This window comes from Marinobacter caseinilyticus (assembly GCF_011074955.1).
GTDB lineage: Bacteria > Pseudomonadota > Gammaproteobacteria > Pseudomonadales > Oleiphilaceae > Marinobacter > Marinobacter caseinilyticus.
Genome location: NZ_WUQJ01000028.1, coordinates 76182 through 101187, shown reverse-complemented (window position 1 = coordinate 101187; position 25006 = coordinate 76182). Strand labels below are relative to the sequence as shown.

Below are 25006 nucleotides of genomic sequence, written 5' to 3'. Positions count from 1 at the left end.
AATCGAACTCAGATAACAACAACATGAGTTTATAAGGAGATTTTATGAAAGGCCTGAAGAAACTAGCTTTAGCAACTGCGGTTGCAGCCGTACCCTTCGCCGCGCAAGCGGACCTTCGTGCCATGGACGATTCTGCCATGGGTAATGTCACTGGCCAGGCCGGTGTCACTATCGAGCTCGAAACACGTGTCAGCATTGGCGAATTCCGCTACACCGACACCGGTGCCGGTCCTAAGGACGGCGGTTCATTCGCGGTCAGCGGCATTGAATTGGGCGGTGCGGGTCTTCTGACTGGCGCGGCACCAATTTTTGATACCGACGGCGACGGCGCTCCTGATCTTGCAGCCACACAATTGCTGGACGATCTGGCTATCGATATCGACTTGAACGCCGAAGGCGATGCGTTGATCTCGGTTCACACCATCAGTGGCCTGCCAATCGACTGGGCATTCACAGCTGACGCCATGACATTGGAAGGCACCGACAGCACAACCCTGATCTCTGGCATGTCAGCCTGGGGTTTCCTGGCTCAACTGGACATCACGGTTGATACCGCCGACAAAGGCACTGGCGACGGTTCCTTGAACATCGCTGCCGCGTTCACCGTTCAGGATATGGACTTCGATGTGCCGTTCCTGGCCGTTGGCATCCGCGACATGTCTATTACCGGTGCTGGCACCAACTTTGACTACAACGGCGACGGCGTAGTTGACGCAGCTGACGTTGACCTTGATGGCAGCGGCACTGTAGGCGACACCACGGCTGAGCGTATCAATGTTGGCTTTGCAAGCGTTAACATGGACATCTACAAAGGTGCTGGCCTGGGTGCTTCCACTGCAACGGATGTCTTGCGCATCGACGTAAACGACATCGTTATGGATGTTAACGTAGGTGACGTGCTGGTTGGTGGTTCTACCATCGGTTCCATCTCTATGGACAACCTGCACATCTCCAACACCAAGCTGGCGGTATACGGTCACTAATCCGACCCGATATACGCAAGCAGAAACGCCCCGCCTAACGGGGCGTTTTTTTTGGTGTACGAGGTGACGTGTCCTGCGTCAGGGCTTGCTGATTCAGGAAGGGTATGGCGACAAGGTGTTATCAGTGGGCGGATAGTACCTCGGCGCCTGTGAGACAAAAAGCCAAACGGACGCAGGTTGGCCATACTGGTTCGCGGGCATATGGGGTCAGTACAACCGAGGGTTCACTGAGGTAAAGTCGCCACCCGTCGTGGCTGGGACAACTCAGCCATAGAGACCGCTGCCAGGGTTGCCCTCTGGCGTTGATAGATGACTCTGTGATTTCACCAAAATGGGGCGGGATGCAGAGGGCGAGGGTTGGCAGAGCAAGCTACTGATTTGGAACCGCGATCGACAAGTCAAAACCCCCGCCCGGTCGGGGGGTCAGTTGAATGGGACCTTCGTTAATCGCTTGCGGGATTTCAATACGGTCAATGCCTGGTGGGTTGCCGATGGAAAAGTTTACATTTTGACCATCATACCCGATGCTCAACTGATCATTTAAAAATGTCTGGTTAAAGGGCTCATCCGGAATCTCAAGCTGCTGACCAAAGACGATAGGCGCCAGTTGGGGGGTGAAATCTGCCGGCGGCTGTATCTGGGCCAACTCGTCCATTGGCAGGAGTATGGCGCGGCGTAAAAATTCCTCTTGGGCCTGTTCCAGTGCATCTTCCTTGTTCTCTTCCTGGTGACGGCGTAGCGCATCCTCGTAAGCCAGTTCTTCAGATTCCGAAACCACCGGTTCACCGGGGGAAATGGTCAGTGATCTCAACACTTTCTGGCGTTCAGTGGCGGATTTTCTCTTGTCCCTGGGAACCAGGATAATGGCGGAATCCTTCACATAGGTATCAACCATTTCATCGGATGTCAGCGATTGCACGCCAGCAAAAGCGGGTAGGGCAATGGCACCGGCCAATGATGTGGACAGTGCAATTGAAAGTGTGTGTTGGCGAAACATGTGCAGCCCCTGACAGCGTTGAAAGCAGTAATGGAAAACCTCTGTTAGAGTATTTGCCCGTGGTCTGCCATTTTCAAGGCTTTTCCGGTGGAATTGTGATCAGTTCGGGTAAAGACGAAGTATCTTTCACCAGACAGCATTGTTCAGAGGGCAACCAATGGTAAGGGCTTTCCAAAACCACTGGCGTCGGTGGGTCAATCGGCGTATCCCGCAATCGGACTCGCAGCGGCTTGTGCAGCGAAATATTTTTATATTACCGACCGGCGCCGGCGTGGTTTTTGCGTTTTTACTGTTCATTATGCTGCTGACAGGTATTAACTACCAAAACAGCCTGATCTACCTGCTGACCTTTTTGTTGGGTGCACTATTTGTCGCTGCAATGCACCAGACCCACAATAATCTTGTCGGTCTTGAACTTACATTAATTCGCGCCGGAGAAGGTTTCGCGGGGGAAAATATACCGTTCACGGTCAGGGCGAACAGCGCGAATCGCGACGCCGCCGCCATCGCCTTTTCCAATGGTTCCGCCAGCCTGGAATATCGGGACGTGTCGGCCGGCGAGTCAGTGGACGTTGTGGTTCACGTCAATTCGACTTCCAGAGGCTACCTGGGGCTTGAGCGACTGCGAATTGGTACCCGGTTTCCCTTTGGCCTTCTTGAAGCCTGGTCCTGGATGCGCCCCGCGGCTCATGGGGTGGTTTACCCCCGCCCCATCATGCCGCCGGCTATCGGGTTCCCGGGTGATCAAGGGGATGAGTCGTCCGCCAGCCTGGTGGATGAAGGGCATGATCATGCCGACGTTCGACCCTGGCGGATGGGGGATCTCACTCAGCGAGTGCTGTGGAAGCGTTTCGCCAGAACGGGCGAAATGGTCATTGCAGACTGGCAGGGAGAGCAGGGTAGTACGCAATGGATCGATTACGCCATGTTTCCGGGTGTCGATCAGGAGTTGCGACTGAGTTATCTGGCGGCATTGGTATTGGAAAGGGTCCGGCTGGGCCAGGTTTATGGTCTCAGGCTGCCCGGGGTAGTGATTGATCCGGATGAGGGCGCGTATCATCAAGCCCGCTGTTTGAGAGCGCTGGCGGTATTTGGTAAGGATGCCCCCGACAGTGGCAAACCGCCCCAAACTAACGATCGGGAAACAGCATGACACAGGCAGTTGTAAATATTCCCGGGCGGGCCCTGATCTGGCTTATCGCCAGTTTCGGCGTATTAATCCTGCCACAACTGGCACGTTTGCCCATTTGGCTGATCGCGGCGTGTATCGTTTTAGCCGGGTGGCGCTGGCTCGCGCAAACTGGGCGAGTACGGCTGCCTGGCCGGATACTGCGCACGATGGTAATGCTGGCTGTCGTCGCGGTCTATGTGGCAACAGTGAAGGGTAACTTTTCAGTCGATACGGCCGCTTCGTTTTTTGTTCTGGCCGTAGGACTGAAATGGCTTGAAACTCGCGCGTCCAGAGACTTCTACGTCCTGTTTTTTATTCTCATTTATCTTGCCGCGGTGAATTTTTTATTTGAGCAAGGCATTGTATGGACGTTGTTGAACTTGCTGGGTGTCGTATGCCTTCTGGTGGGTCTGCAAGTGTTGAATGCCCCGGGCTTGTCCGGTGCCATTATGGCCGGGTGGAAACGGTTGGCGGTCATGTTGCTAAAAACGCTACCTGTGGTGGTGGTGCTTTTTCTCTTTTTCCCCCGAATGGCTCCGCTCTGGAGTGTCCCCCTGGTGTCCGACCGTGGAGTGACGGGCATCAGTGATACCATGACGCCCGGCTCGATTTCCAACCTTGCACAAAGCAGTAAGCGAGCGTTTCGCGTCACCTTTGGTGGCCAGGTGCCCGCGCAGCGAGATCGCTATTGGCGCGGTTTGGTGTTGGATCAATTTGACGGCGAAACTTGGGCTCAGCAGACCGTTCCCGGCTATCAGCGCCCTGGGCGCATCGCGCTGGATGGTGGTATCGGCGATCTGGCGGCCAATGAATACGATGTGTTGTTGGATGCGAGCAATCAGCGGTGGGCTTTTGCCCTGGACAATTCGGAAGCCGTCTCAAACAACGTTTTTGCAACGCCGGAGAATCTGTTCGTTTTTCAACGCCCTGCCGACACCACGGTTCGATACCGATTGGCGAAGGTGCCCGAACGTCGGGATTCGGTACCGGTGCCATTATCCGCTGAGCAACGCCGGCAGTATCTGCAACTGCCGGCAGACGGCAACCCACGAGCCCGGGCTCTGGCAGGTCAATTGGCCAAGAATAGCGCCAGCGCCCGAGAGTTCCTTGTAGCCGTTCTTTATCGTTTTCGAAAGGATGAGTATTTTTACACGTTAAAACCGCCTCAAATGCCAGAGAACGGTATTGATTCGTTGTTATTCGACATCAAGCGCGGCTTCTGCGCCCACTACGCTGGTGCCACCACTTTTCTGTTGCGAGCGGCCGGGATTCCGGCTCGCGTCGTGGTGGGGTATCAGGGCGGTGAAAATGGGGTGGGGGGTGAATACCTGATTGTTCGTCAGTACGATGCCCACGCTTGGGTTGAGGCCTGGCTGCCGGAATTGGGTTGGGTGCGCGTGGACCCGACGGCTGCGATTTCTCCTGCGCGAATCGAATCGGGGCTGCGTGAAGCCATGGCGGACGAGGGTTCGTTTTTAGAGAACGACTGGATCTCGCCCCAGCGTTATGGGGACGTGGCTCTGGTACAGTGGGCGTCGCTTCAGATGGACCGTATCAATTACAATTGGCAACGGTGGGTGGTCGGTTATCAGGGTCAGTCCCAAATGGATTTGATGTCCCGACTGCCCGGCGGGTTGGGGATGAGAGAGTTGGGTTACCTCAGCGCCGGACTGGTGGGTTTTGCGTTGCTGGTGGCGGGTCTGATAACCGTCTGGCGTCAACACACAGGGGGAAGTGGGGACCCCCGTTTACGTCTGGTCTATCGTTGGCACCGCCTGCTTGAGTACAGTGGAATGGTGGTTCAGCCGGGCGAAACACCGGACCAACTGGCTCATCGGGCAGGCCAGCAATACCCCGAGGCTCGAAAACCGCTGGAGGCCTTTGCTCGGGCGGTTAACAATCACTATTATGGCGACACAGGCTCGGCCCGGCGCGTCCCATCGCACGATATTGCGCGGATGAAGCGTTTATTGAGCCTGCTGCGTAAACACTTACGCCGTTCCGGTGGTCGCCAGTCCCAAAAGAGGTAGCGGTTTGCAAACGACAGGGCAATCGATGAGTTGGCTGGGTGAAGCCAGGTCCTATGTGCGGGCCCGAGTGGACGCAGGACAGTTACCACACGCGCTTTTGCTAGGCGGTGAGGAAGGGGTCGGAAAACGAAACCTCGCCGCTGAAATCGCACGGTTTCTGGTGTGTGACCACTTGGGTGCGAGTGCGCTTGACGTCTGTGGAACCTGCAAGCACTGTGAGTTGATTCGGGCGGATTCTCATCCGGATGTTCGGTATTTCGCTCCGGTAAAATCTCGAATGATCAAAATTGATCAAGTGCGGGCGCTATCGTCGTTTGCGGTTGCGTCACCGCAGGTGGCACGTCGAAAGGTCATCATTGTTGATCGGGCAGACCAACTCAACATCAACGCGGGCAATGCGTTGCTGAAAACCCTCGAAGAACCTTCGGGGGATGTGGTGTTATTGTTATTACAGGAAACCGGTCGCCCGGTTCTGCCAACGATACGATCCCGGTGCCAAAACCTTGCCATTCCCACGCCCGGGCCGGATGTCGGCCTGCGTTGGTTAAGCGGAGAGATTGCCGACCTTGAAAAGCGCGAGGAGCTTGATGAACGCCGCCAACGCCAGGCGCTGGAACTTGCAGGTCACGCACCCAGGCTTGCCCTGGAATACATTGTGGGTGATTTTCTGAGCTTGAGAGCCGATGCGTTGGCCGCATTCCGACGGTTTATGAAATCGGAGATACCGGTAGCGGAGGCTGCCAAGCCCTTTAAAACGTTAGGGCTGGACGCCACGCTGTGGTTGATGGAAGTTTGGGTCGCCGATCTTGCGCGCATTGGTGCTGGCGGCCAGGCAAGAGACTCTGAGGCGTCGGACATGCTCAACTTTCTGGCGTCATCGAATCCTGCACATCGTGCTCACTGGCTACGCGATGCGATTCATGAGTCACGGTCGGCAACGATATATAATGCCAGTCCAGAGCTGGAGGCCGAACGTTTGCTAATTCACTGGAGAAGTTTAATGCCTGAGCGTCGCCGCAAATCCGGTTGATCAGTCCAGGTGCAGGTGTAAAATTCATAAGCCTGCTATGATGATAAAAATAGCTTGATATTTGAACGCGTTGTGTTTGTTGCACAATGCTGGAACAACGACAACAGCTCGACGGAAGGATGTGATTATGGGGCCTGGTTTCGGCGCACGCAGTGGCATTCTGACCCTGACGATTAAAGATAAGGCGGTACTGTACGCGGCGTATATGCCCTACATTCGCCAGGGGGGTCTGTTCATACCGACCCAGAAACAATATCAGCTGGGTGATGAAGTGTTTCTGTTGCTCAATTTGATGGACGAGCCGGAGAAAATCCCGGTCGCCGGCAAGGTTGTCTGGATCACACCCAAAGGTGCGCAAGGTAACCGTGCGGCGGGTATCGGCGTCCAGTTCAACGGTGAAGATGAAACCGCCAAAAACAAGATCGAATCCTACCTTGCCGGGGCGTTGAGTTCTGACCGACCTACCCACACCATGTAAAACACTGGCTTACCTAATGAACAACGCTGTGGTTTCTGAAGCTGAACGGACATCGGTATTGGACGGTCAGGAAATGAGGTGGCCATTGCGTCACCTGACATTGGCCGGTGTGAATTGGCCGGCCAAAGAAGACGTGCCAACGTCGCAGCCACCGGCAGTGCTGCTTCACGGCTGGCTCGATAATTGTTTGTCTTTCGCTCGGTTAGCGCCCCGTTTGCAGCAGTCGGCAAACGTGTATGCCGTTGATATGGCCGGGCACGGTTTGTCTGAGCACCGGCCGCCTGGTCAAGGGTACCTGCTGGCGGATTACGTTTCGGACTTGGCTGAGCTGATTGACTCTGCCTTTGAAACACCGGTGGACCTTGTCGGCCACTCGCTGGGTGGCATCGTTACTATGATGTATGCCGCAGCCTTTCCGGAAAAAGTGCGTAAATTGGTGGTGATTGATAGTTTTGGGCCAATCGCAAAACCACCCAAGGACGCCGTCAGCCAGCTACGTCGGGGCATTCTCAAGCGACTTTCGGGCTCCAGTCAAGGTGCCCGCTACCCAACCGTTGAAAACGCCGCCAGCATCAGGGCTGGTGGGCTTAGCCCCTTGTCGGATACCGCCGCAATGACGCTGGTGCCGAGAAACCTCCGGCAAAATCCAAGCGGTTTCGAGTGGCGGACCGATCCGCGCTTGCGGCATCCCTCACTAATGATGTTCTCTGAGGAGCAGGTGCTGGCCTTTTTGGACGCCGTGACCACTGACACGCTGCTGATTCGCGCGACTCAGGGTTTATTGAGTGACCTCAAGCGCTGGCAGCCTCGGCTGGATCGTGTTGACTCGCTCAAAACCGTGTCGATAGATGGGTCTCACCACTGTCATTTGGAGGGCGATATTGCACCAGTTGCAGACGCAATCAGGGAGTTTTTAACGGATGATAAATAAGGTTCGCGCTATACGTCGGTGCATGGTGGGGGTTTGTTGCCTCGTGGTTGTGGCCGCGGCTTCGGTTCCGGTGCAAGCAGTCCCCATTGCGCCGTTTCCGTTGGCGTCGGTCGAAGTCGAGCGCGTTATTATTTCGCCCAGCCATCTCATATTGCTCAGCGCCGTGAGAGAAGTGAACGATGAGATCCGGTCCGATTCCGTCATTCGGCTTGCGGTGCGCGGTTCTGGCCAACGTTTGCAAGTCAGTCCAGACTCAGGACGGGATGAGGCCCGGGCGTATTATCGGAATGAATTGGCGGAACGAAAGGCAGTTGTTCTGTTCGAATGCCAAGGGCGAGGCTGCGGGCGCAGCAATGTGTGGGCAAACCAGATATTCAGCGATGCGACACTGTACGGCCGTGATGCGAATCAGGACTACCTCGCGGCGGCTTACCGGGATCAGGAAGGCAATGTTCAGGTTGTGTTGGTCTACACCGTCACCCGGGGTAATCATCGAGAATATGTTTGGGTGGAACAACTCACCGCTGAAGAAGGCGCCGCTATACCTGGCTTTGCCTCCGCCTCAGCCCGGATCCAGGGTCCGATCATCGTGCCCTGGGCAGGCGGGGTAACTTATCAGTTTAGCTGGAACGCCAACGATCGACGTCTCCTGCAAGAGCGGTCTCAGGGCGAGGGGGCAAAAGTGGTATTGAACAGTTACGCCGAGCTTAAGGATAACGAGACGCTTGAGAGTGCGATGGATCGTGCCGAAAAAGCAGCTGAAGCGATGACGGTTCTGTTGACCAAAATCGGTATTCAACAGCAACAAATTGTTCCGATCATCATCGGGCCTGCGGTAGAGTTTGGAGATCCGGCAAGACAAGGCGACCGGGTGGAGCTGGTCGTGGTGAGTCAGCCTTAGACGCCATATGGAAATAGCGAGAGATACTAAGTAAATGAGCAAAAAGTCAGATCAGACCGAACAGAATTCCGATAACGGTGAAACGCCAGGTGATGCTCAGAGAAAATCTGAGAGTGACCGCCAGATTGGAATTAAGGGCGGCAACCAAACACTAACAACCCACTCCAGTTCGACATCTCCCGAAACCGCCGCCAGCAAGGTCCAAGAGGGCACCAGTGGCAACGGGGTCAGACAACAAAAACGGAAAACCGTTGCGCTTACACTTGGAAGCGGCGGCGCCAGGGGTTACGCCCATATCGGTGCCATTGAAGCCGTGGTCGAGCGTGGATACGACATTATTGCCATATCCGGGTGTTCCATGGGGGCGTTAATCGGTGGTGTCTATGCCGCTGGAAAACTGCAGGACTACAAAGATTGGGTCACCGGGCTTGGGCAGTTTGATGTACTGAAACTGCTCGATATATCGCTGTCGTCGGCCGGGGCCATACGAGGCCACAAAATATTTTCGGTCGTCCGCGACATGATCGGCGATATCCGCATTGAAGATCTGCCCATTTCATTCACGGCGGTGGCTACCGATCTGTTAGCCCACAAGGAAATTTGGTTCCAGGAAGGCCCGTTGCATCGCGCTATTCGCGCTTCGGTAGCGATTCCCAGCATCATCACACCGGTGGTGTTAAACGGCCGTGTGCTCGTGGACGGTGCCTTGCTTAACCCGCTACCGATTGTTCCCACTATTTCCTCCCATGCGGATTTAATTTTTGCGGTCAATTTGAGTGGCGAAGACGATTGGCAGCAGCGGCTGCCTGACGCATCGTTTGAAGAAGTCGGTGACAGCGATCCGGAGGAGTGGGTCGACAAGGTTCGGGGTAAAGCGTCCCGTTGGTTCGACTGGGATTTGCTGAAATCGTTTGGTGGTAAACATGAACCGGACGAAGACGCAGAGACACAGCCAGGGCTTGAGCCCAGTGCTTTGGAGGCTCAGAAAAAGGAGAATGAGAAGCGAGCTTCGGAACGCAAACAGGATGACGATCCGGATACCATCTCTTGGGACAAGCTTGGCATTGGTAAGTTTGACATCATGAACCTGACCATTGAAACCATGCAAAGCGCATTGGTCCAATACAAGCTTGCCGGGTACCCGCCGGATCTGTTGGTGAACGTGCCTAAAAATGCGTGTCGCACTTATGATTATCATAAGGCTCCTGAGCTCATCCAGATTGGACGGGAGCGCATGATTGCGGCACTGGACAGGTTTGAGACAAAAGTAAACAGCTCCGGGCCCTTGTCACTTTAGTCTTGTCATTCTGGCGTAGCCATTCTGGTGTTGTCATTTTTGCTCCCCTGGGGTAAGCGTTAGGCTGGGCTGTAGCACACGGCCCAATCAGCGTATAATGCCGTCGGCGTTTTGACCAAAGGGTCAGAGGTTGGTGTAAACCCACAGATATAGGATTCGGCTTCTTGTGACACTCCCGATAGACGATCTGAAGAGCGTTCGTGATTTCTTGCGCTACACCTGTTCTCGATTCGCTGCCTCAGAGCTTTTTTACGGTCATGGTACCGACAATGTCTGGGATGAAGCCGTCCAGCTGGTCATGCGTAGCCTGAATTTACCACTTGAGAACAATACCTTATTTCTCGATGCCAGGCTGACAAAAGCAGAGAAACAGCTCATTCTCGATCGGTTAGAGCGCCGAATCAGTGATCGAATCCCCCTGGCCTATATCCTTGGTGAAGCGTGGTTTATGGGAATACCCTTTCAAGTGGACGAGCGTGTGCTGGTGCCACGCTCCCCGCTGGGTGAACTGCTTCAGGCCGGCGTTCAACCCTGGTTGGGCAGCCAGCCAGTGGCAAGAATTCTGGACCTTTGCACCGGCAGCGGCTGCATCGGTATTGCTGCCGCGACAGTGTTCGGGGAGGCCGAGGTGGACCTGTCCGATCTATCTGTGGACGCCTTGGACGTGGCCGCTGCCAATGTGGCGATGCACGATCTTGGTGACCGGGTTCATATCGTGCATTCCGACGTCTTTGAGAGTATTGAAGGCCGATACGATCTGATCTTGAGCAATCCTCCGTATGTTGACGCTGAAGATATGGCGTCGATGCCCGATGAATTTCGACACGAGCCCGAACTGGGCCTGGCGGCAGGCAGTGATGGCCTGGCTATTGCGCATCGTATTCTTGCCACAGCCAGTGATCACTTAAACCCAGGCGGTTTGCTGATCGTCGAGGTTGGCAATAGCTGGATTGCCTTGCAGGAAGCCTACCCCGAGCTGGCATTCACCTGGCTGGCGTTCGAGCAGGGTGGCGACGGTGTATTCTTGCTAACCGCCGAAGACTTGAGCGCGTGGCGCTCGGCAGGCGCCTAGCATCATTATTAATTAACCAATATAAGATCATGAATTATGTCGGGAAATAGTTTTGGAAAGCTGTTCACAGTAACGACATTTGGTGAGAGCCACGGCGCCGCACTCGGTTGCATCATTGATGGGTGCCCACCAGGTCTTGAGTTGACAGAAGCGGACCTTCAGGGCGATCTGGACCGGCGTAAGCCCGGCACGTCCCGACACACGACTCAGCGCCGCGAAGCAGATGAAGTACGCATTCTTTCCGGTGTGTTCGAGGGCAAAACCACGGGGACGCCCATCGGGTTAGTGATTGAAAATACCGATCAGCGCTCAAAGGACTATTCCAAAATTTCCGAACAGTTCCGGCCAGCCCACGCCGATTATACCTACGCCCACAAGTACGGTTTTCGGGACCACCGCGGAGGTGGACGTTCATCGGCCCGGGAGACCGCGATGCGAGTCGCCGCAGGGGCGGTGGCGAGGAAATATCTGGAGCAGCGCCTGGGTATTCGTATTCGAGGTTATTTGTCGCAGTTGGGACCCATCAAGATTGACAAGCTGGATTGGTCGCAGGTTCACCAGAATCCGTTTTTCTGTCCAGATGCCGACAAAGTCCAAGAGCTGGAGCAGTACATGGATGCTCTTCGCAAAGAGGGCAATTCAGTAGGCGCTCGGATCAACATTGTAGCGGATGGGGTTCCACCAGGCCTGGGAGAGCCCGTATTTGACCGTCTGGATGCGGATTTGGCCCATGGGCTTATGAGTATTAATGCGGTAAAAGGCGTTGAAATTGGCGCGGGGTTTGACTGCGTTGCTCAAAAAGGTACTGAGCACCGGGACGAGCTGACACCGGAGGGGTTTCTTTCGAACCATGCCGGTGGTGTTCTTGGCGGTATATCTTCAGGTCAGTCTATTCTTGCCAGCATTGCGCTTAAGCCTACGTCCAGTTTAAGGCTGCCGGGGCGGAGCATTAATGTTCACGGAGAGCCCGTTGAAGTCATTACAACGGGGCGTCACGACCCATGTGTCGGTATACGTGCTACGCCCATAGCCGAAGCCATGATGGCCATTGTTTTGATGGATCATTATTTGCGGCATCGTGGCCAAAACGCCGACGTAAAGGTAGCAACGCCAAACATTGAAGCCGGGAAATAACACGGCGACGATTCCTCAGCCAACCCGGGTGATTACGATTTACTGGCGACTGTCCAATCTTTACTTCTGGTTCTTCGCGCTGTTGGGCGCGATGATGCCCTATTGGTCGCTCTACCTGGACGGCCAGGGCTTCAGTTACCTCCAGATCGCCACCCTGATGGCCACCATCCAACTTACCAAAGTGGTGGCGCCAAATGTCTGGGGCTGGTTGGGAGATCGGTCTGGCCGACGGGTTCGGTTGGTTAGGCTGGGGTCCTTGTGCGGTGCATTCTGTTTTCTTGGTGTCTTTCTTGAACCGGGTTTTTACGGCCTGCTTCTGGTCATGCTCGCGTTTACTTTTTTCTGGAACGCCATTCTGCCCTTGTACGAAGTCATCACTCTGCAGGGCTTGGGTTCTGATCGGGAGCGCTACGGCCGGGTAAGGTTGTGGGGTTCCGTCGGTTTTATTGTTGCCGTTGCCATGATCGGGTGGCTGTTGGAAAGTCTTCCTCTGAGCAGTCTGCCATGGCTCCTGTTGCCGATGTTTGCCGGCATCGTCGTCGCTGCCTTTTTAGTTCCGCAGGAGGCAGCGGGAAAGCCCGAGAAAGGGCCGAGAGGGCAACTCATTGCCATTCTAAAAGAGCCTGCGGTATTGGCGTTTTTCAGCATGAATTTGTTGTTGCAGGTGTCACACGGCGCCTACTACACGTTTTTCAGTATCCACCTCGAACAGCTGGGGTATGGAAAATTGGCGATCGGGTTGCTGTGGTCGCTGGCTGTGCTTGCCGAAATTGCGTTGTTTCTGGTCATGCACCGGGTATTCCGGTTATGCACGGTGCGTCAGATTGTACTGGGTGCGTTGGCGTTAACCCTGGTACGCTGGGTTATGATTGCTGAAGTGTCGGATGTCCTGTTTTTGCTGGTGTTGGCTCAGTGCCTGCATGCAGCATCGTACGGTGCGCTGCATGCGGTATCGGTGCAATACGTACAGGGGTATTTTGGCCGCAATCACCACGGCCAGGGACAGGCGCTCTACAGCGGACTGACCTTTGGCGCAGGCGGCGCACTGGGTGCGTGGATGTCAGGCTTCATTGTCGACGATTTTGGCACCTCACCCGCGTTTCTGGGCAGCGCCGCTGCCATGGCTATCGCGCTGGTGATTGCGTGGCGGTGGCTGAAACCCCCGCCGCAACCGTCCCCTTAGTTTCAGCGCAGTTCCTGCGCTATGCCGAGGAGTACTTGTGCAGGCCCTGTCAGTAGCCGACCTCTGAGGCCAACGGCGCCCAGCATTCTGGACACTGTTTCCGGCACGGCCAATACGGAGAGCGAATGGTCAATCATCGTGCGGGGTAAGACGCTCCAGCCCAGGCCAACGCTGGTCATCATTTTGATGGTTTCAAGGTAGTTGGTTGGCATTTGAGGCCGCAAAGCCAGGTTCGCCTCCAGGAACAGACCACTGATGGCCCTGTAGGTCGCGGTGCCGGTATCCGGTAGCAGAGCATTGTAATGCGCCAGGTCGTAAAGGGTGGGCGCCGCAACGTCCGCCAGGGGATGTTCATTAGCTACCACAAATGCCATGGGGTCAGCCCAGCGCACATGGACCTCAAACCGCCTGTCCATGGTGTCATTCAACGTCACGAAAGCCAGTTCCGCGCTGCGTTTGCGCATATGATCAAAGGCGCTTTCTGAATCCATGAACTGCAGGCCCAGATCCACTTCGGGGTAATCCCGGTTCAATCTTCGCAGCCAGGCCGGCAAGTGATGAAGCCCAATGTGGTGGCTGGCAATCAAGGACAGGTGACCGCGTACTTCGCCGGTCTTGGTGGACACTGACAGCCTGGCGTTGTGCAGCTCGTCAAGAATGCGCCGCGCGTGGGGCAGTAGACGGGTACCGGCATCGGTCAGCCCTAGTTTTCGTTGTGACCGGTCTATGACTGGAGCCCCCAGCTGTTGCTCCAGTGTTGCAACGCGCTTGCTGATCGCAGACTGGGTCAGATGCAGCACTTCCGCGGCTTCAGAGAACGAGCCTTCGTCCACGACCGCAACAAAGGCTGTCAGAGCCTGAGTGTCCATTGAGTTCCCCCTGAATTGTCGTGATAGTCTAATCTGGAATAGACTTTATAATAAACATGAATTGAAGTTATGTCTGCCTCAGGTATACCATTAAATGCTTCAGTAAACACACGCACATCTGTTGCCTTTGGAGGCTTCCATGGCGGGCAAAACCTTATACGACAAATTGTGGGATGATCATCTGGTCAAGCAGCGGGATGATGGCTCTGCGCTTATTTACATTGACCGTCACCTGCTGCACGAAGTGACGTCACCTCAGGCGTTTGAAGGTTTGCGACTGGCCGGTCGGAAGCCTTGGCGTATTGATGCCAACCTGGCAGTTCCGGACCACAACGTACCTACGACAGACCGGGCTCGAGGTGTTGAAGGAATTGTCGATCCGGTGTCGCGCATTCAGGTGGAAACGCTGGATAAAAATTGCGACGAATTCGGAATTCTGGAATTTAAAATCAAGGACCAGCGCCAAGGTATTGTCCATGTGATTGGGCCTGAGCAGGGCGCCACATTGCCCGGAATGACAATCGTATGCGGTGACTCCCACACGTCCACCCACGGGGCGTTCGGGACCTTGGCTCATGGCATTGGTACGTCGGAAGTTGAGCATGTGCTGGCCACCCAGTGTCTGGTCCAGCAAAAAATGAAAAATATGCTGGTGCAGGTGAACGGCACGCTGGCGCCGGGCATCACCGGTAAGGACGTGGTGTTGGCAATTATCGGCACTATTGGCACTGCGGGCGGCACTGGCTTTGCAATAGAGTTCGGAGGCGAGGCCATTCGAGCCCTCTCTATGGAAGCGAGAATGACGATCTGTAACATGGCGATTGAGGCCGGTGCCCGGGTGGGTATGGTTGCGGTGGATGACTCAACCATCGATTACGTTCGTAACCGCCCATTCTCGCCAACGGGTGAAGCCTGGGATCGTGCCGTTGAACACTGGCGCACCCTTCACAGCGACGTTGACGCTGAATTTGATAAAGTGGTCGAGCTGAATGCTGACGACATCAAACCCCAGGTTACCTGGGGAACATCGCCTGAAATGGTGACCGGTGTCGACGGCCAGGTGCCAGACCCGGCACAGGAGCCAGACCCCATTAAGCGAGAAGGGATTGTTCGGGCATTAATGTATATGGGCCTGAAACCCAATATGGCGATTACGGACATTCAATTAGACCGTGTATTCATCGGGTCCTGCACCAACTCCCGGATTGAAGACTTGCGAGAGGCCGCAGCGGTGGTCAAAGGCCGGAAAGTATCACCCTCACTGAAACAGGCAATGGTGGTGCCGGGCTCAGGGTTGGTTAAAGTGCAAGCGGAGAAGGAAGGTCTCGATAAAATTTTCATCGAGGCTGGCTTGGAGTGGCGAGACCCTGGTTGCTCGATGTGCCTGGCGATGAATGCCGATAAATTGGGCCAGGGCGAGCATTGCGCCTCGACCTCGAACCGTAATTTTGAAGGGCGTCAGGGATTTGGTGGTCGAACCCACCTGGTCAGTCCCGCCATGGCAGCGGCGGCAGCGATCGCCGGCCATTTCACCGATGTCCGTGAACTAATCCACTGAGGAGATCTCCATGCGCGTATTTAAGCAACACCAAGGCATTGTCGCACCGATGGACCGCTCCAACGTGGACACGGACATGATTATTCCCAAGCAGTTTCTCAAGTCGATCAAGAGGACAGGGTTTGGTCCCAATCTGTTTGATGAGTTGCGCTACCTGGATGAGGGCAAGCCAGATCAGGACAGTTCTAAACGGCCGCTCAATCCGGATTTTATTCTGAATCAGAAGCGCTATCAGAACGCCAGTATTCTCCTGGCGCGACGGAACTTCGGTTGTGGATCGAGCCGCGAGCATGCGCCCTGGGCATTGGAGGACTTCGGGTTCAGAGTGATCATTGCCCCCAGCTTCGCCGATATATTTTATAATAACTGCTTTAAGAATGGCTTGTTACCTATTGTTTTGGAAGAAAATAGCGTTGATAAGTTGTTCGCGGAGAATGCTGCGAAGGATGGTTATCAACTGACCGTTGATCTGGAGGCCAAGACCGTTGTCACTCCGTCAGGCGAGTCGTTTGGCTTCACTGTTGATGATTTTCGCCGTCATTGTTTACTGAATGGCCTGGATGATATTGGGGTCACACTGGAAGACGCCGAGCTGATTAAATCCTACGAAAACAGTCGCCGTGTCACGGCGCCCTGGTTATTTCATTAAGAAAAGGGAAACACAAGCAATGAGTCAGTCTGTATTACTGCTGCCCGGAGATGGTATTGGCCCCGAGATTGTTGCCGAGGCTGAAAAAGTATTGCGTAAGGTCAATGAGTCGTTTGATCTCGGTCTGGCGTTTGATTCTGCCTTGGTGGGAGGGGCGGCGATTGATGCGACCGGAGGGCCGTTACCCGAAGAGACAATGAACAAGGCCAAAAGAGCGGATGCTATTCTGCTTGGCGCCGTAGGTGGTCCAAAATGGGACGGGCTTGAAATGGCCCTTAGACCGGAAAAGGGCTTGTTGGGTTTGCGTTCCGGGCTGGAGCTTTTCGGTAACCTTCGGCCAGCAATTCTTTACCCACAACTGGCGTCGGCATCGTCACTGAAGCCTGAGGTGGTGTCGGGTCTGGATATCTTGATCGTACGTGAACTGACCGGGGGCATCTATTTTGGGCATCCTCGTGGTGAGCGCGTGCTCGAGAATGGCGAGAGGCAGGGCTACAACACCTACGTCTACAGTGAAACTGAAATTCGGCGGATCGGTCGGGTTGCTTTCGAGGCTGCTCAGCAACGGAATGGCAAGCTGTGTTCGGTCGACAAAGCAAACGTGCTCGAGGTCACCGTATTGTGGCGGGAAATCATGAACGAGCTCGCCAAGGAATACCCGGATGTAGAGCTTAGCCATATGTATGTCGACAATGCGGCAATGCAGCTGGTTCGGGCACCGAAACAATTCGATGTGATTGTGACCGGCAACATGTTTGGTGATATTCTTTCCGACGAAGCTGCCATGCTCACCGGCTCCATTGGCATGCTGCCTTCCGCTGCGTTGAATTCGAAGAAGCAGGGGATGTACGAGCCCTGCCACGGTTCGGCGCCGGATATTGCCGGACAGGGGATTGCCAATCCTTTAGCAACGATTCTTTCAGTTGCGATGATGTTAAGATACAGCCTGAATGCTGAATCTGCAGCTTTGGCAATAGAGGCGGCGGTAAGTAAGGTGCTGGATCAGGGGTTGCGTACGGCCGATATTATGTCCGAGGGCGCCCGGAAGGTGAGTACCCGGGACATGGGGCAAGCGGTATTAGCCGCACTCTAGTGGACCGGGCTTAAAAAATTCGAGGCCCGACAATGGCACGATGCCGCTGTTGCGGGATTATTCACCCAATCCTGGGCCGGCGAAACAGGCTTAGGATTGGCATAAAATGAGGTTCAAGGGTCGCTCATGATGCGAGTTGGACTAGTAGGCTGGCGAGGCATGGTTGGTTCCGTGCTGATGCAGCGCATGCAAGAAGAAAACGATTTCGCGGACATTAACCCTGTGTTCTTTTCGACCTCGCAGGCAGGTCAGGCGGCACCGGATGTTGGCAAAGCAGACGTTCCGACGCTGAAGGATGCGTTTGATCTCGGTGCGCTTGGTGAAATGGACGTGATCGTGACCTGCCAGGGTGGTGATTACACCGGCGACGTATTCCCCAAGCTGCGCGAAGCGGGCTGGGAAGGTTATTGGATTGATGCGGCATCGACCCTGCGAATGGCAGATCATTCGGTCATCGTGCTCGACCCGGTGAATCGCCACGTTATTGACACGGCACTGGATCGGGGTGTTAAAGACTATATCGGCGGTAACTGTACCGTCAGTCTCATGATGCTGGCGTTGGGCGGTTTGCTGGAAAAAGACCTGATCGAATGGGTTGCTCCGATGACGTATCAGGCCGCTTCCGGGTCTGGTGCCCAGAATATGCGTGAGCTCCTCATGCAAATGGGCGAGTTGCGTGACGGCGTTGCAGACTTGCTGGATCAGCCCTCGTCAGCAATCCTGGAAATTGATCGTAAAGTGACAAAGACCATGCGGTCTGACGGTTTTCCGACTGAGCACTTTGAGGTGCCTCTGGCAGGCAGCCTGATACCATTTATTGATAAACAGCTTGATAACGGTCAGAGCAAAGAAGAGTGGAAGGCTCAGAGTGAAACCAACAAGATTCTTGGTCGCAGTGATAAGCCCATACCAATCGATGGAATTTGTGTACGCATTGGTGCAATGAGAAGTCATAGTCAGGCGCTAACGATCAAGCTCAAAAAAGATCTACCGGTGTCCGAGATTGAGTCGATTCTGGCTGGCGCCAACGACTGGGTCAAAGTGGTGCCCAATGAGCGTGACGCCTCGATACGTGACCTGACGCCTGCGAAGGTAACCGGTACGCTCAACGTACCTATTGGTCGTATCCGCAAGCTCGCCATGGGGCCTGAGTACATATCGGCGTTTACTGTGGGCGACCAGCTCTTGTGGGGCGCTGCCGAACCCTTGCGACGTATGTTGCGAATTTTACAGGAACGAGGTTAGGCATGCGTTAAATGCCAACTGAGTCCGGTTTTGGATAACCGGTTTGGGGCGGAGGCTGAAAACAGTCTTCGCCCCTGTTACTTTCAGGGTTTGCTGTTCTCGTTGTGAGAAATCGTGAGCTAGACTCTGATTCAGGTCGCAAAACGTAGATCACAGCGAGCGTGGTCAGCAAGTTCCGACCACTTCGTGAAAAAACGGTGCAACGATTGTGTCTGATTGATTGATAAAACTGGCTTTATCAACAATACTTGCGCGAAAGAATGTTCGGCAAGACCTATAATAATGAGATACACCCTGACGGAAGTCATCCAACCTCGTCCGATTCTGTTTGAAAAAAGCAGTAACGAATAACGGAGACTGGTAAGGAAAAAGCATGAAGGTACGCAAGCTTGCGGTTGCCCTGGCATTGGCGGGAGGGCTCGGCTCTGGTGTCGCTCAGGCGTTGGGATTGGGAGAAGTTGAACTTCAATCCTATCTGAATGAGCCGCTGGATGCAGACATCCGTCTGTTGAAAACACAGGGCGTTAGCCCAGACGAAATTTTCGTCGAACTCGCTTCCAGGCAGAGTTATGAAAGGCTCGGGATTACCCGGGATTTTTTCCTTACCAATTTGAATTTTGAGGTTGTGACAGCTCCGAATGGCGGCCTGATGGTCAATGTCAGTTCTCGAGAGCCTGTACGCGAGCCTTACCTGAACTTCTTGCTTGAAATAACCTGGCCGAGCGGTCGTCTCATGCGTGAGTACGCGGTTTTGGTGGATCCGCCGGTTTACGCGGAAGACTCAGGTCTGACGGAGCAGGTGCAGGCGCCAACAACGTCACCGCAACGCTCGGAGTCTACCCGACAAATAACCGCCCCTACACAGCAACCGCAGCAGCGTGCACAATCGACGACTGCTCGGACGACATCGGGCAACACTTTTGGACCGACGGGGCCGTCGGATACCCTGTGGGGTATCGCAGCGGCGGTTCGTCCTGGTGACGACATCAGTCAGCAGCAAGTGATGCTAGCGCTGCAGGATTTAAACCCTGATGCCTTTATTGATTCCAATATCAACAAATTGAAGCAGGGTGAAGTTCTTCGAATTCCAAATTCGGAGCAGATGCGTGTCAGGACGCGCTCGGAAGCCATTCAGCAAGTAACCGTACAAAACGAAGCGCTGACACGACCGAAACGTTCGGTCGATGCGACAGCGTCCCCTCAGACAGCAATGGCGGGTGCAGCGCCGTCAGAGGGAGCGGCAGGCGATGAACTGCGTCTGGTCGTCCCTGAAAGCGATACGAGGGCTGCGGGCGCCGGTGGTTCTGCCGGCGGCGATGGCCGAGTGGGTGGTGTGGATGCGGGTGATGCCGCTGCCATGGAACAGCTTGACCAGACCCGTCGCGCCAACGAAGAACTGACTACCCGAGTTGATGATCTTCAAGATCAGGTTCAGACACTTCAGCGATTAATTGAGCTGAAGAACTCTCAGCTTGCGGACCTTCAAACGCAAGCTCAGGTGGACGATGCTGAGCCGCCCATGCCGGAATCTGGGCAGTCGACCGTGGCCGCCGAACCTGAAACCTCTGACGAATCAGAAGCAGTGACCGGTGATGTTGCCGCTGATTCGACTGAGTCCGCCGGGTCGGAGTCCAGCCCCGCTACAGCGACAGCCGAAGACGCCAGCAGCGATGGTATGGCATCAGCTGACGGCGAAGGGACACCGGTCGCAGACTCGGCAGAGACTGAAGAAACAATGGATGCCGCGGCATCGGAAGCGGAACCAGACGAGTCAATGACGGCGCCCGTGTCAGATCAGCAACAAGCAGCGTCGCAGTCCGGTAGCACGGCACCCGAACCCGAAAAAGCAATACAGGGAAAAGGTTTTCCGGGCAATGTCATAGATGCAATAAGCAACAACATCCTGTACCAGATTGCGCTGGGTGGCGGGCTGGTTCTGTTGTTGCTTCTTTTGTTGATGCTCGCTCGTCGAAATGCCAACCGCGAAAAAGCTTTTTATGAGCAACTGAACAATGAATCAGCCGATGACTCTGATGGCTTTGACCTGACCCTTGATGATCGGGATTCGGATGCCGAAGCAGGTGCCTCTGATACGGACCCGATGGCGGATGCAGTCGCTTATATTGCTTATGGTCGGCTCGACCAGGCGGCTCAAACATTAGAATCAGCCATTTCTCGCGAACCGAGCCGAACCGATTTGAGGCTCAAATTACTGGGTGTCTACGCGGATAGTCAGGATCGCAGCGCGTTCGAAAAACAGTACAGTGAGCTTGAGGCACTGGACGATGAGGACGCGTTAGCTGAGGCATCTTCATTGCGGATGCGGCTGGAAGAAGCCGAGTCAATGCCCAGCATCGATGACCTTGAATCCCAGCTGCGCTCTGATTCTTTTAATGCGAGCGGCGAATATGAGCAGCCGGAGGATGAGGCGTCAGCGTCGGTTGAGACAGCGACTGAAACCAGTGCTTCAGGCGACGACTTTGATAATGAGTTCGAAGACTTCACTCTGGATGATGAAGATTTGGTGTCGTCCACCGATGAAGCCCCGTTTGCGGTAAAAGAAGATGAACCAGAGGCGTCAGAGTCTGATAAGCCCATAGAGTTTGATCTCTCGGGTCTTGAGCTGGAAAACGATGACGAAATTAAAACCTCAACGGTTGAGGGTTCTGCCAGCGACGATGATGACGATATAAGCCTGGATTTTGAAGTCTCTGAGGCCGATCTTGAAGAAGAGAGTGATGCCGGCTTGGAGCTGGGGCTCGAAACATCGGATGAGGACGATGACTTTGTAAGCCTGCTTGACTCCGAAACGCTGGAAAGCGAACCGTCTGGTGAGGGCGATACGGACTCACTGGACCTGGAGTCAGAATTTGAGTCATTGGGTCTGGATGACAATGACAGTTTGACGGAGGATGAGCTTGACGATGAACTGCCTTCAGTCGACGATGAAGTTACCACGACCAAAGAAGGTGCTTTAGACGAGTCATTCCTTGACGAATTGGATGCCGAGCTGGAAAAAGTAGCCGGTGAAGAAGAAGGGGATAACGAAGCACTGGACTCGGACGAGACGCTGGATGACCTGGAGCTGGATGTCTCGGATGAGGACCTCGCGCTGATGGAGGAGGTTGCAGATTCAGAAGTTAAAGGTGACTTGCCCTCTCTGAACGATGAGCTTGAGACAGAGGGTGCATCCGATGACCTGGACAAACTGATGGCTGAAGACTCCGATCTGAACGAAGGCAACTCTGATTTGTCGGAGGCTCCTGTTGTGGAGCCAGAAAAGGATGTCAGTAAGGCAGATGGTGCCGGGTCAGTAGCATCAAAATCGGCGAAGAAGGATATCGATGAATCGGAGTTGGGCGACGACGAAGACTTTGATTTCCTCGCTGGAACCGATGAAGCTGCCACCAAACTGGATCTGGCGCGAGCCTATATTGAAATGGGTGACAACGACGGTGCCAAAGATATCCTCGAAGAGGTTTCAATTGAAGGTGACAACGATCAAAAAGTTGAAGCCCAGGATCTTCTTAAAACGCTTTAGGAATTCGTTATAATACCCCGTAAAGTGCAAAACGCCGGTGGCCATAAGGTCTCCGGCGTTTTGCTTTGCAATCCTGCACAGTCATTCAGTCGGTATAATTCTTGTTCCAGTCTCCGCTAAATCTGACGACAGACGACGCCATTGGCTGCGGTCGCGTCGCGCTTGTGTTTGAGTACGATGGTTCCGGCTTTCATGGCTGGCAATATCAGAAGTCAGGAGTGCCAACCGTTGAGGGTGCATTGGTCAAGGCGATCTCAAAGGTGGCCGACCACCCGGTGGAACTTGTGTGCGCAGGACGTACAGACGCAGGTGTCCATGCCAGCTATCAGGTTGTGCATTTTGATACGCCATCCACAAGAAATCTCCGGGCCTGGGTAATGGGCATTAATACCGGTTTGCCTCCGTCAATCTCGGTGCATTGGGCGGGATCCGTCAGCGACGATTTCCATGCGCGTTTTTCAGCAACTTATCGCCGTTATCGATATGTACTTTTTAACCACCCTGTTCGGCCAGGCATTTTACGAAGCCAGGTATCGTGGAATTTTCGTCCCATGAATGCTGCGATCATGAATCAAGCAGCGCAGGCGCTTCTTGGGGAGCACGACTTTTCAGCTTTCCGGGCCGCAGGCTGTCAGTCGAAAACTCCCAATCGGCGTCTGGATGCTATCGAAGTGAAGCGGTTTGGGGATTACCTGGTCCTTGATGTTCGGGCAAATGCTTTTCTGCATCATATGGTGAGGAATATAGCGGGTGCGTTGATGGCGGTTGGGTGTGGAAAGCGACCGGAGCACTGGGTTCGTGAGATACTTGCAGGCAAGGATCGAACACTGGCCGGTGTGACCGCTCCACCTCAGGGTCTTTACTTGGTTGATGTAGGCTATCCCAAAGGGTTTGATATCCCTTTAAGTTGCCCTGGGCCTGGCTTTGTTCGCCCCTGGCTCAGTTAAAAGTGAGCGAGTTCGAATGAGTATACGTACAAAAATCTGTGGTATTACGCGGGAAAGCGATGCCATTGCCGCGGTAGAGGCCGGAGTGGATGCTATTGGCTTCGTATTTTACGAGCCAAGCCCTCGCGCGGTATCCACTGAGGTTGCGGCCCAGATTGCGCGCAAAGTGCCCGCCTTCGTCAATATTGTTGGTTTGTTTGTTAACCCGACGAAAACGTTCGTTGACCAAGTGCTTGCTGACGTGCCATTGGACACTCTTCAGTTCCATGGTGACGAACCCGCTGAGTTCTGTCACCAGTTTGGCCGGCGCTGGATCAAGGCCATTCGGGTGCAGCAGCAATCTCAGATTGACGATGCGTTCAAAACCTATCAACGAGCGTCGGGTTTGCTTCTGGACGCCTATGATCCGGACCGTTTCGGCGGTACGGGCCATCGCTTTGATTGGCACCTGATTCCGGCGATTCGCCCTGTGCCGCTGATTTTGGCGGGCGGTCTGGATTCTGATAATGTGGCCCGCGCCATAGAGCAGGTTAGACCTTGGGCCGTCGATGTGAGTGGTGGAGTCGAGCGCGAGAAGGGGATTAAAGACCCGGCTCGCATGAAAAATTTTTTAAGAGAGGTACATCGTGTCGATAAAACTGACTGAAGAGATGCTGGCGATGCTTCCGGATACGCGCGGCCATTTTGGCGATTATGGCGGGCGATTTGTATCGGAAACCTTGATGGACTCGCTCATGACGCTGGAGCGAGAGTACCTGCGTCTTAAAAAGGATCCGGACTTTCAGGCTCAGTTCGACTTCGATCTGGCGCATTATGTGGGACGTCCAAGCCCCCTTTACTTTGCCGAGCGCCTTACCAAGGCCGCCGGTGGCGCTCAAATCTGGTTAAAACGAGAAGATTTGAATCATACTGGTGCCCACAAAATAAACAACACGATAGGCCAGGCGTTGTTGGCAAGCTTCCTCGGTAAAACGCGAATCATTGCGGAGACCGGTGCTGGCCAGCATGGTGTGGCCACTGCAACAGTTTGCGCGCGACTCGGGCTGGAGTGCCACGTGTTCATGGGTGCAGAGGATGTTCAGCGTCAATCGTTGAACGTTTTTCGCATGAAACTGCTGGGAGCCGAGGTTCACGCGGTTGAAAGTGGAACTCGAACTCTGAAAGACGCCATGAATGAAGCCATGCGCGATTGGGTTACTAACGTAGACGATACCTTCTACATCATTGGAACCGTAGCCGGCCCACACCCCTATCCATTACTGGTAAGGGATTTTCAGTCAGTGATTGGCCGTGAAACGCGGGCGCAATGTCTCAGCCAGGCAGGAAAATTACCAGATGCACTGGTTGCCTGTGTCGGTGGCGGCTCCAATGCGATAGGGATGTTCTATCCATTCTATACCGACGAGTCGGTTGAGTTTTATGGCGTCGAGGCCGGTGGGCTGGGTCTGGAAACAGGTAAACATGCGGCTCCGCTGTCAGCCGGCCGTCCTGGCGTGTTGCATGGCAACCGTACCTACCTGATGGAAGACGAAAACGGCCAGATTGCCGGTACACACTCGGTCAGCGCGGGCCTGGATTACCCCGGAGTTGGGCCAGAACACAGTTGGTTGAAAGACATTGGTCGGGCGCATTATGTGTCGGTGACGGATGATGAGGCGATGGATGGCTTCCGCAAACTGACCAGGATTGAAGGTATAATGCCAGCACTGGAAACGGCTCATGCTGTGGCCTACGCCATGAAATTGGCGTCTGAGATGAGTGAAGATAAAGTAATTGTGATCAATGTGTCGGGGCGTGGTGACAAAGACATTCATACCGTTGCGCAGCTGGATGGCATTGAGCTTTAACGGACTTCCTTCCCAGGGTCGAATCGTCGGTCCTGAAGCAAAATAATGAC

Annotated in this window: 21 protein-coding genes; 19 read left to right on the top strand and 2 right to left on the bottom strand. The window is 54.5% G+C overall.

Annotated features, from left to right (window positions below; translation table 11 throughout):
- The first annotated feature begins 44 nt into the window (after nt 1-44).
- Entirely contained in the window at nt 45-983 is a 939-nt protein-coding gene (locus GRX64_RS14155; RefSeq protein WP_166268361.1) for a DUF6160 family protein, read from the top strand.
- Between the two features lie 370 nt (nt 984-1353).
- Here the strand turns inward: GRX64_RS14155 and GRX64_RS14150 are convergent, their stop codons facing one another.
- Complete coding sequence (locus tag GRX64_RS14150) at nt 1354-1980, bottom strand: hypothetical protein (protein ID WP_166268359.1); 627 nt, start codon at nt 1978-1980, stop codon at nt 1354-1356.
- Nucleotides 1981-2212: 232 nt separating this feature from the next.
- Between GRX64_RS14150 and GRX64_RS14145 the strand changes: the two genes are divergently transcribed.
- The 10 genes from GRX64_RS14145 (at nt 2213) to GRX64_RS14100 (ending at nt 13207) form a co-directional block, all read left to right on the top strand.
- The gene (locus GRX64_RS14145; RefSeq protein ID WP_235937687.1) at nt 2213-3133 is read left to right on the top strand and encodes a DUF58 domain-containing protein; all 921 of its coding nucleotides are present in this window, start codon (nt 2213-2215) and stop codon (nt 3131-3133) included.
- Entirely contained in the window at nt 3130-5181 is a 2052-nt protein-coding gene (locus tag GRX64_RS14140; protein WP_166268355.1) for a transglutaminase TgpA family protein, read from the top strand. The genes GRX64_RS14145 and GRX64_RS14140 overlap by 4 nt, the downstream gene beginning before the upstream one ends.
- Nucleotides 5182-5206: 25 nt before the next feature.
- Nucleotides 5207-6211, top strand: coding sequence for a DNA polymerase III subunit delta' (locus GRX64_RS14135; RefSeq protein ID WP_166268353.1), 1005 nt, complete (start codon nt 5207-5209; stop codon nt 6209-6211).
- A gap of 127 nt (nt 6212-6338) precedes the next feature.
- On the top strand, nt 6339-6689 hold the full coding sequence (locus GRX64_RS14130) for a PilZ domain-containing protein (RefSeq protein WP_166268351.1): 351 nt from the start codon (nt 6339-6341) through the stop codon (nt 6687-6689).
- Nucleotides 6690-6705: 16 nt separating this feature from the next.
- Nucleotides 6706-7620: an alpha/beta fold hydrolase gene (locus tag GRX64_RS14125; protein ID WP_166268349.1), complete on the top strand. Its 915-nt coding sequence runs from the start codon at nt 6706-6708 to the stop codon at nt 7618-7620.
- Nucleotides 7610-8521 carry a DUF4892 domain-containing protein gene (locus tag GRX64_RS14120; protein ID WP_235937686.1) on the top strand — a complete coding sequence of 304 codons (912 nt, stop codon included), beginning with the start codon at nt 7610-7612 and terminating at the stop codon, nt 8519-8521. Before GRX64_RS14125 ends, GRX64_RS14120 begins: the two co-directional genes overlap by 11 nt.
- 34 nt (nt 8522-8555) lie before the next feature.
- A complete protein-coding gene (locus tag GRX64_RS14115; protein ID WP_166268347.1) occupies nt 8556-9818 on the top strand; it encodes a patatin-like phospholipase family protein in 1263 nt (420 codons plus the stop codon).
- 166 nt (nt 9819-9984) lie between these two features.
- On the top strand, nt 9985-10890 hold the full coding sequence (gene prmB, locus GRX64_RS14110) for a 50S ribosomal protein L3 N(5)-glutamine methyltransferase (RefSeq protein ID WP_166268345.1): 906 nt from the start codon (nt 9985-9987) through the stop codon (nt 10888-10890).
- Between the two features lie 36 nt (nt 10891-10926).
- Nucleotides 10927-12024 (top strand): chorismate synthase, encoded by a 1098-nt coding sequence (aroC, locus tag GRX64_RS14105; protein ID WP_166268343.1) that lies wholly within the window; start codon nt 10927-10929, stop codon nt 12022-12024.
- A 28-nt stretch (nt 12025-12052) separates the two neighbouring features.
- On the top strand, nt 12053-13207 hold the full coding sequence (locus GRX64_RS14100; protein ID WP_235937685.1) for an MFS transporter: 1155 nt from the start codon (nt 12053-12055) through the stop codon (nt 13205-13207).
- Between the two features lie 2 nt (nt 13208-13209).
- Here the strand turns inward: GRX64_RS14100 and GRX64_RS14095 are convergent, their stop codons facing one another.
- Nucleotides 13210-14076 (bottom strand): LysR family transcriptional regulator, encoded by an 867-nt coding sequence (locus tag GRX64_RS14095; RefSeq protein ID WP_166268341.1) that lies wholly within the window; start codon nt 14074-14076, stop codon nt 13210-13212.
- A gap of 139 nt (nt 14077-14215) precedes the next feature.
- Between GRX64_RS14095 and leuC the strand changes: the two genes are divergently transcribed.
- From leuC to trpB, 8 genes are all read left to right on the top strand, one after another.
- A complete protein-coding gene (leuC, locus tag GRX64_RS14090) occupies nt 14216-15634 on the top strand; it encodes a 3-isopropylmalate dehydratase large subunit (protein ID WP_166268339.1) in 1419 nt (472 codons plus the stop codon).
- A 10-nt stretch (nt 15635-15644) separates the two neighbouring features.
- Nucleotides 15645-16283, top strand: coding sequence for a 3-isopropylmalate dehydratase small subunit (gene leuD, locus GRX64_RS14085; protein WP_166268337.1), 639 nt, complete (start codon nt 15645-15647; stop codon nt 16281-16283).
- Between the two features lie 19 nt (nt 16284-16302).
- The gene (gene leuB, locus GRX64_RS14080; RefSeq protein WP_166268335.1) at nt 16303-17376 is read left to right on the top strand and encodes a 3-isopropylmalate dehydrogenase; all 1074 of its coding nucleotides are present in this window, start codon (nt 16303-16305) and stop codon (nt 17374-17376) included.
- Nucleotides 17377-17502: 126 nt separating this feature from the next.
- Nucleotides 17503-18621, top strand: a complete 1119-nt coding sequence (gene asd / locus GRX64_RS14075; protein ID WP_166268333.1) for an aspartate-semialdehyde dehydrogenase — start codon at nt 17503-17505, stop codon at nt 18619-18621.
- Between the two features lie 373 nt (nt 18622-18994).
- Nucleotides 18995-22162 carry a FimV/HubP family polar landmark protein gene (locus GRX64_RS14070; protein ID WP_166268331.1) on the top strand — a complete coding sequence of 1056 codons (3168 nt, stop codon included), beginning with the start codon at nt 18995-18997 and terminating at the stop codon, nt 22160-22162.
- A gap of 101 nt (nt 22163-22263) precedes the next feature.
- A complete protein-coding gene (truA, locus tag GRX64_RS14065) occupies nt 22264-23109 on the top strand; it encodes a tRNA pseudouridine(38-40) synthase TruA (RefSeq protein WP_166268329.1) in 846 nt (281 codons plus the stop codon).
- Nucleotides 23110-23125: 16 nt separating this feature from the next.
- Nucleotides 23126-23755: a phosphoribosylanthranilate isomerase gene (locus GRX64_RS14060; RefSeq protein WP_166268327.1), complete on the top strand. Its 630-nt coding sequence runs from the start codon at nt 23126-23128 to the stop codon at nt 23753-23755.
- Nucleotides 23748-24956: a tryptophan synthase subunit beta gene (trpB, locus tag GRX64_RS14055; protein WP_427901665.1), complete on the top strand. Its 1209-nt coding sequence runs from the start codon at nt 23748-23750 to the stop codon at nt 24954-24956. The genes GRX64_RS14060 and trpB overlap by 8 nt, the downstream gene beginning before the upstream one ends.
- The last annotated feature ends 50 nt before the right edge of the window (nt 24957-25006 follow it).

Bases quoted from the DNA above. Each gene is read 5' to 3' on its own strand.
- GRX64_RS14060 (WP_166268327.1), top strand. From the start codon at position 23,126: ATGAGTATACGTACAAAAATCTGTGGTATTACGCGGGAAAGCGATGCC.
- GRX64_RS14125 (WP_166268349.1), top strand. From the start codon at position 6,706: ATGAACAACGCTGTGGTTTCTGAAGCTGAACGGACATCGGTATTGGAC.
- GRX64_RS14120 (WP_235937686.1), top strand. From the start codon at position 7,610: ATGATAAATAAGGTTCGCGCTATACGTCGGTGCATGGTGGGGGTTTGT.
- GRX64_RS14070 (WP_166268331.1), top strand. From the start codon at position 18,995: ATGAAGGTACGCAAGCTTGCGGTTGCCCTGGCATTGGCGGGAGGGCTC.
- GRX64_RS14155 (WP_166268361.1), top strand. From the start codon at position 45: ATGAAAGGCCTGAAGAAACTAGCTTTAGCAACTGCGGTTGCAGCCGTA.
- GRX64_RS14135 (WP_166268353.1), top strand. From the start codon at position 5,207: ATGAGTTGGCTGGGTGAAGCCAGGTCCTATGTGCGGGCCCGAGTGGAC.
- asd (WP_166268333.1), top strand. From the start codon at position 17,503: ATGATGCGAGTTGGACTAGTAGGCTGGCGAGGCATGGTTGGTTCCGTG.
- GRX64_RS14115 (WP_166268347.1), top strand. From the start codon at position 8,556: ATGAGCAAAAAGTCAGATCAGACCGAACAGAATTCCGATAACGGTGAA.
- leuB (WP_166268335.1), top strand. From the start codon at position 16,303: ATGAGTCAGTCTGTATTACTGCTGCCCGGAGATGGTATTGGCCCCGAG.
- GRX64_RS14130 (WP_166268351.1), top strand. From the start codon at position 6,339: ATGGGGCCTGGTTTCGGCGCACGCAGTGGCATTCTGACCCTGACGATT.
- leuD (WP_166268337.1), top strand. From the start codon at position 15,645: ATGCGCGTATTTAAGCAACACCAAGGCATTGTCGCACCGATGGACCGC.
- GRX64_RS14150 (WP_166268359.1), bottom strand. From the start codon at position 1,980: ATGTTTCGCCAACACACACTTTCAATTGCACTGTCCACATCATTGGCC.
- aroC (WP_166268343.1), top strand. From the start codon at position 10,927: ATGTCGGGAAATAGTTTTGGAAAGCTGTTCACAGTAACGACATTTGGT.
- GRX64_RS14095 (WP_166268341.1), bottom strand. From the start codon at position 14,076: ATGGACACTCAGGCTCTGACAGCCTTTGTTGCGGTCGTGGACGAAGGC.
- leuC (WP_166268339.1), top strand. From the start codon at position 14,216: ATGGCGGGCAAAACCTTATACGACAAATTGTGGGATGATCATCTGGTC.
- GRX64_RS14140 (WP_166268355.1), top strand. From the start codon at position 3,130: ATGACACAGGCAGTTGTAAATATTCCCGGGCGGGCCCTGATCTGGCTT.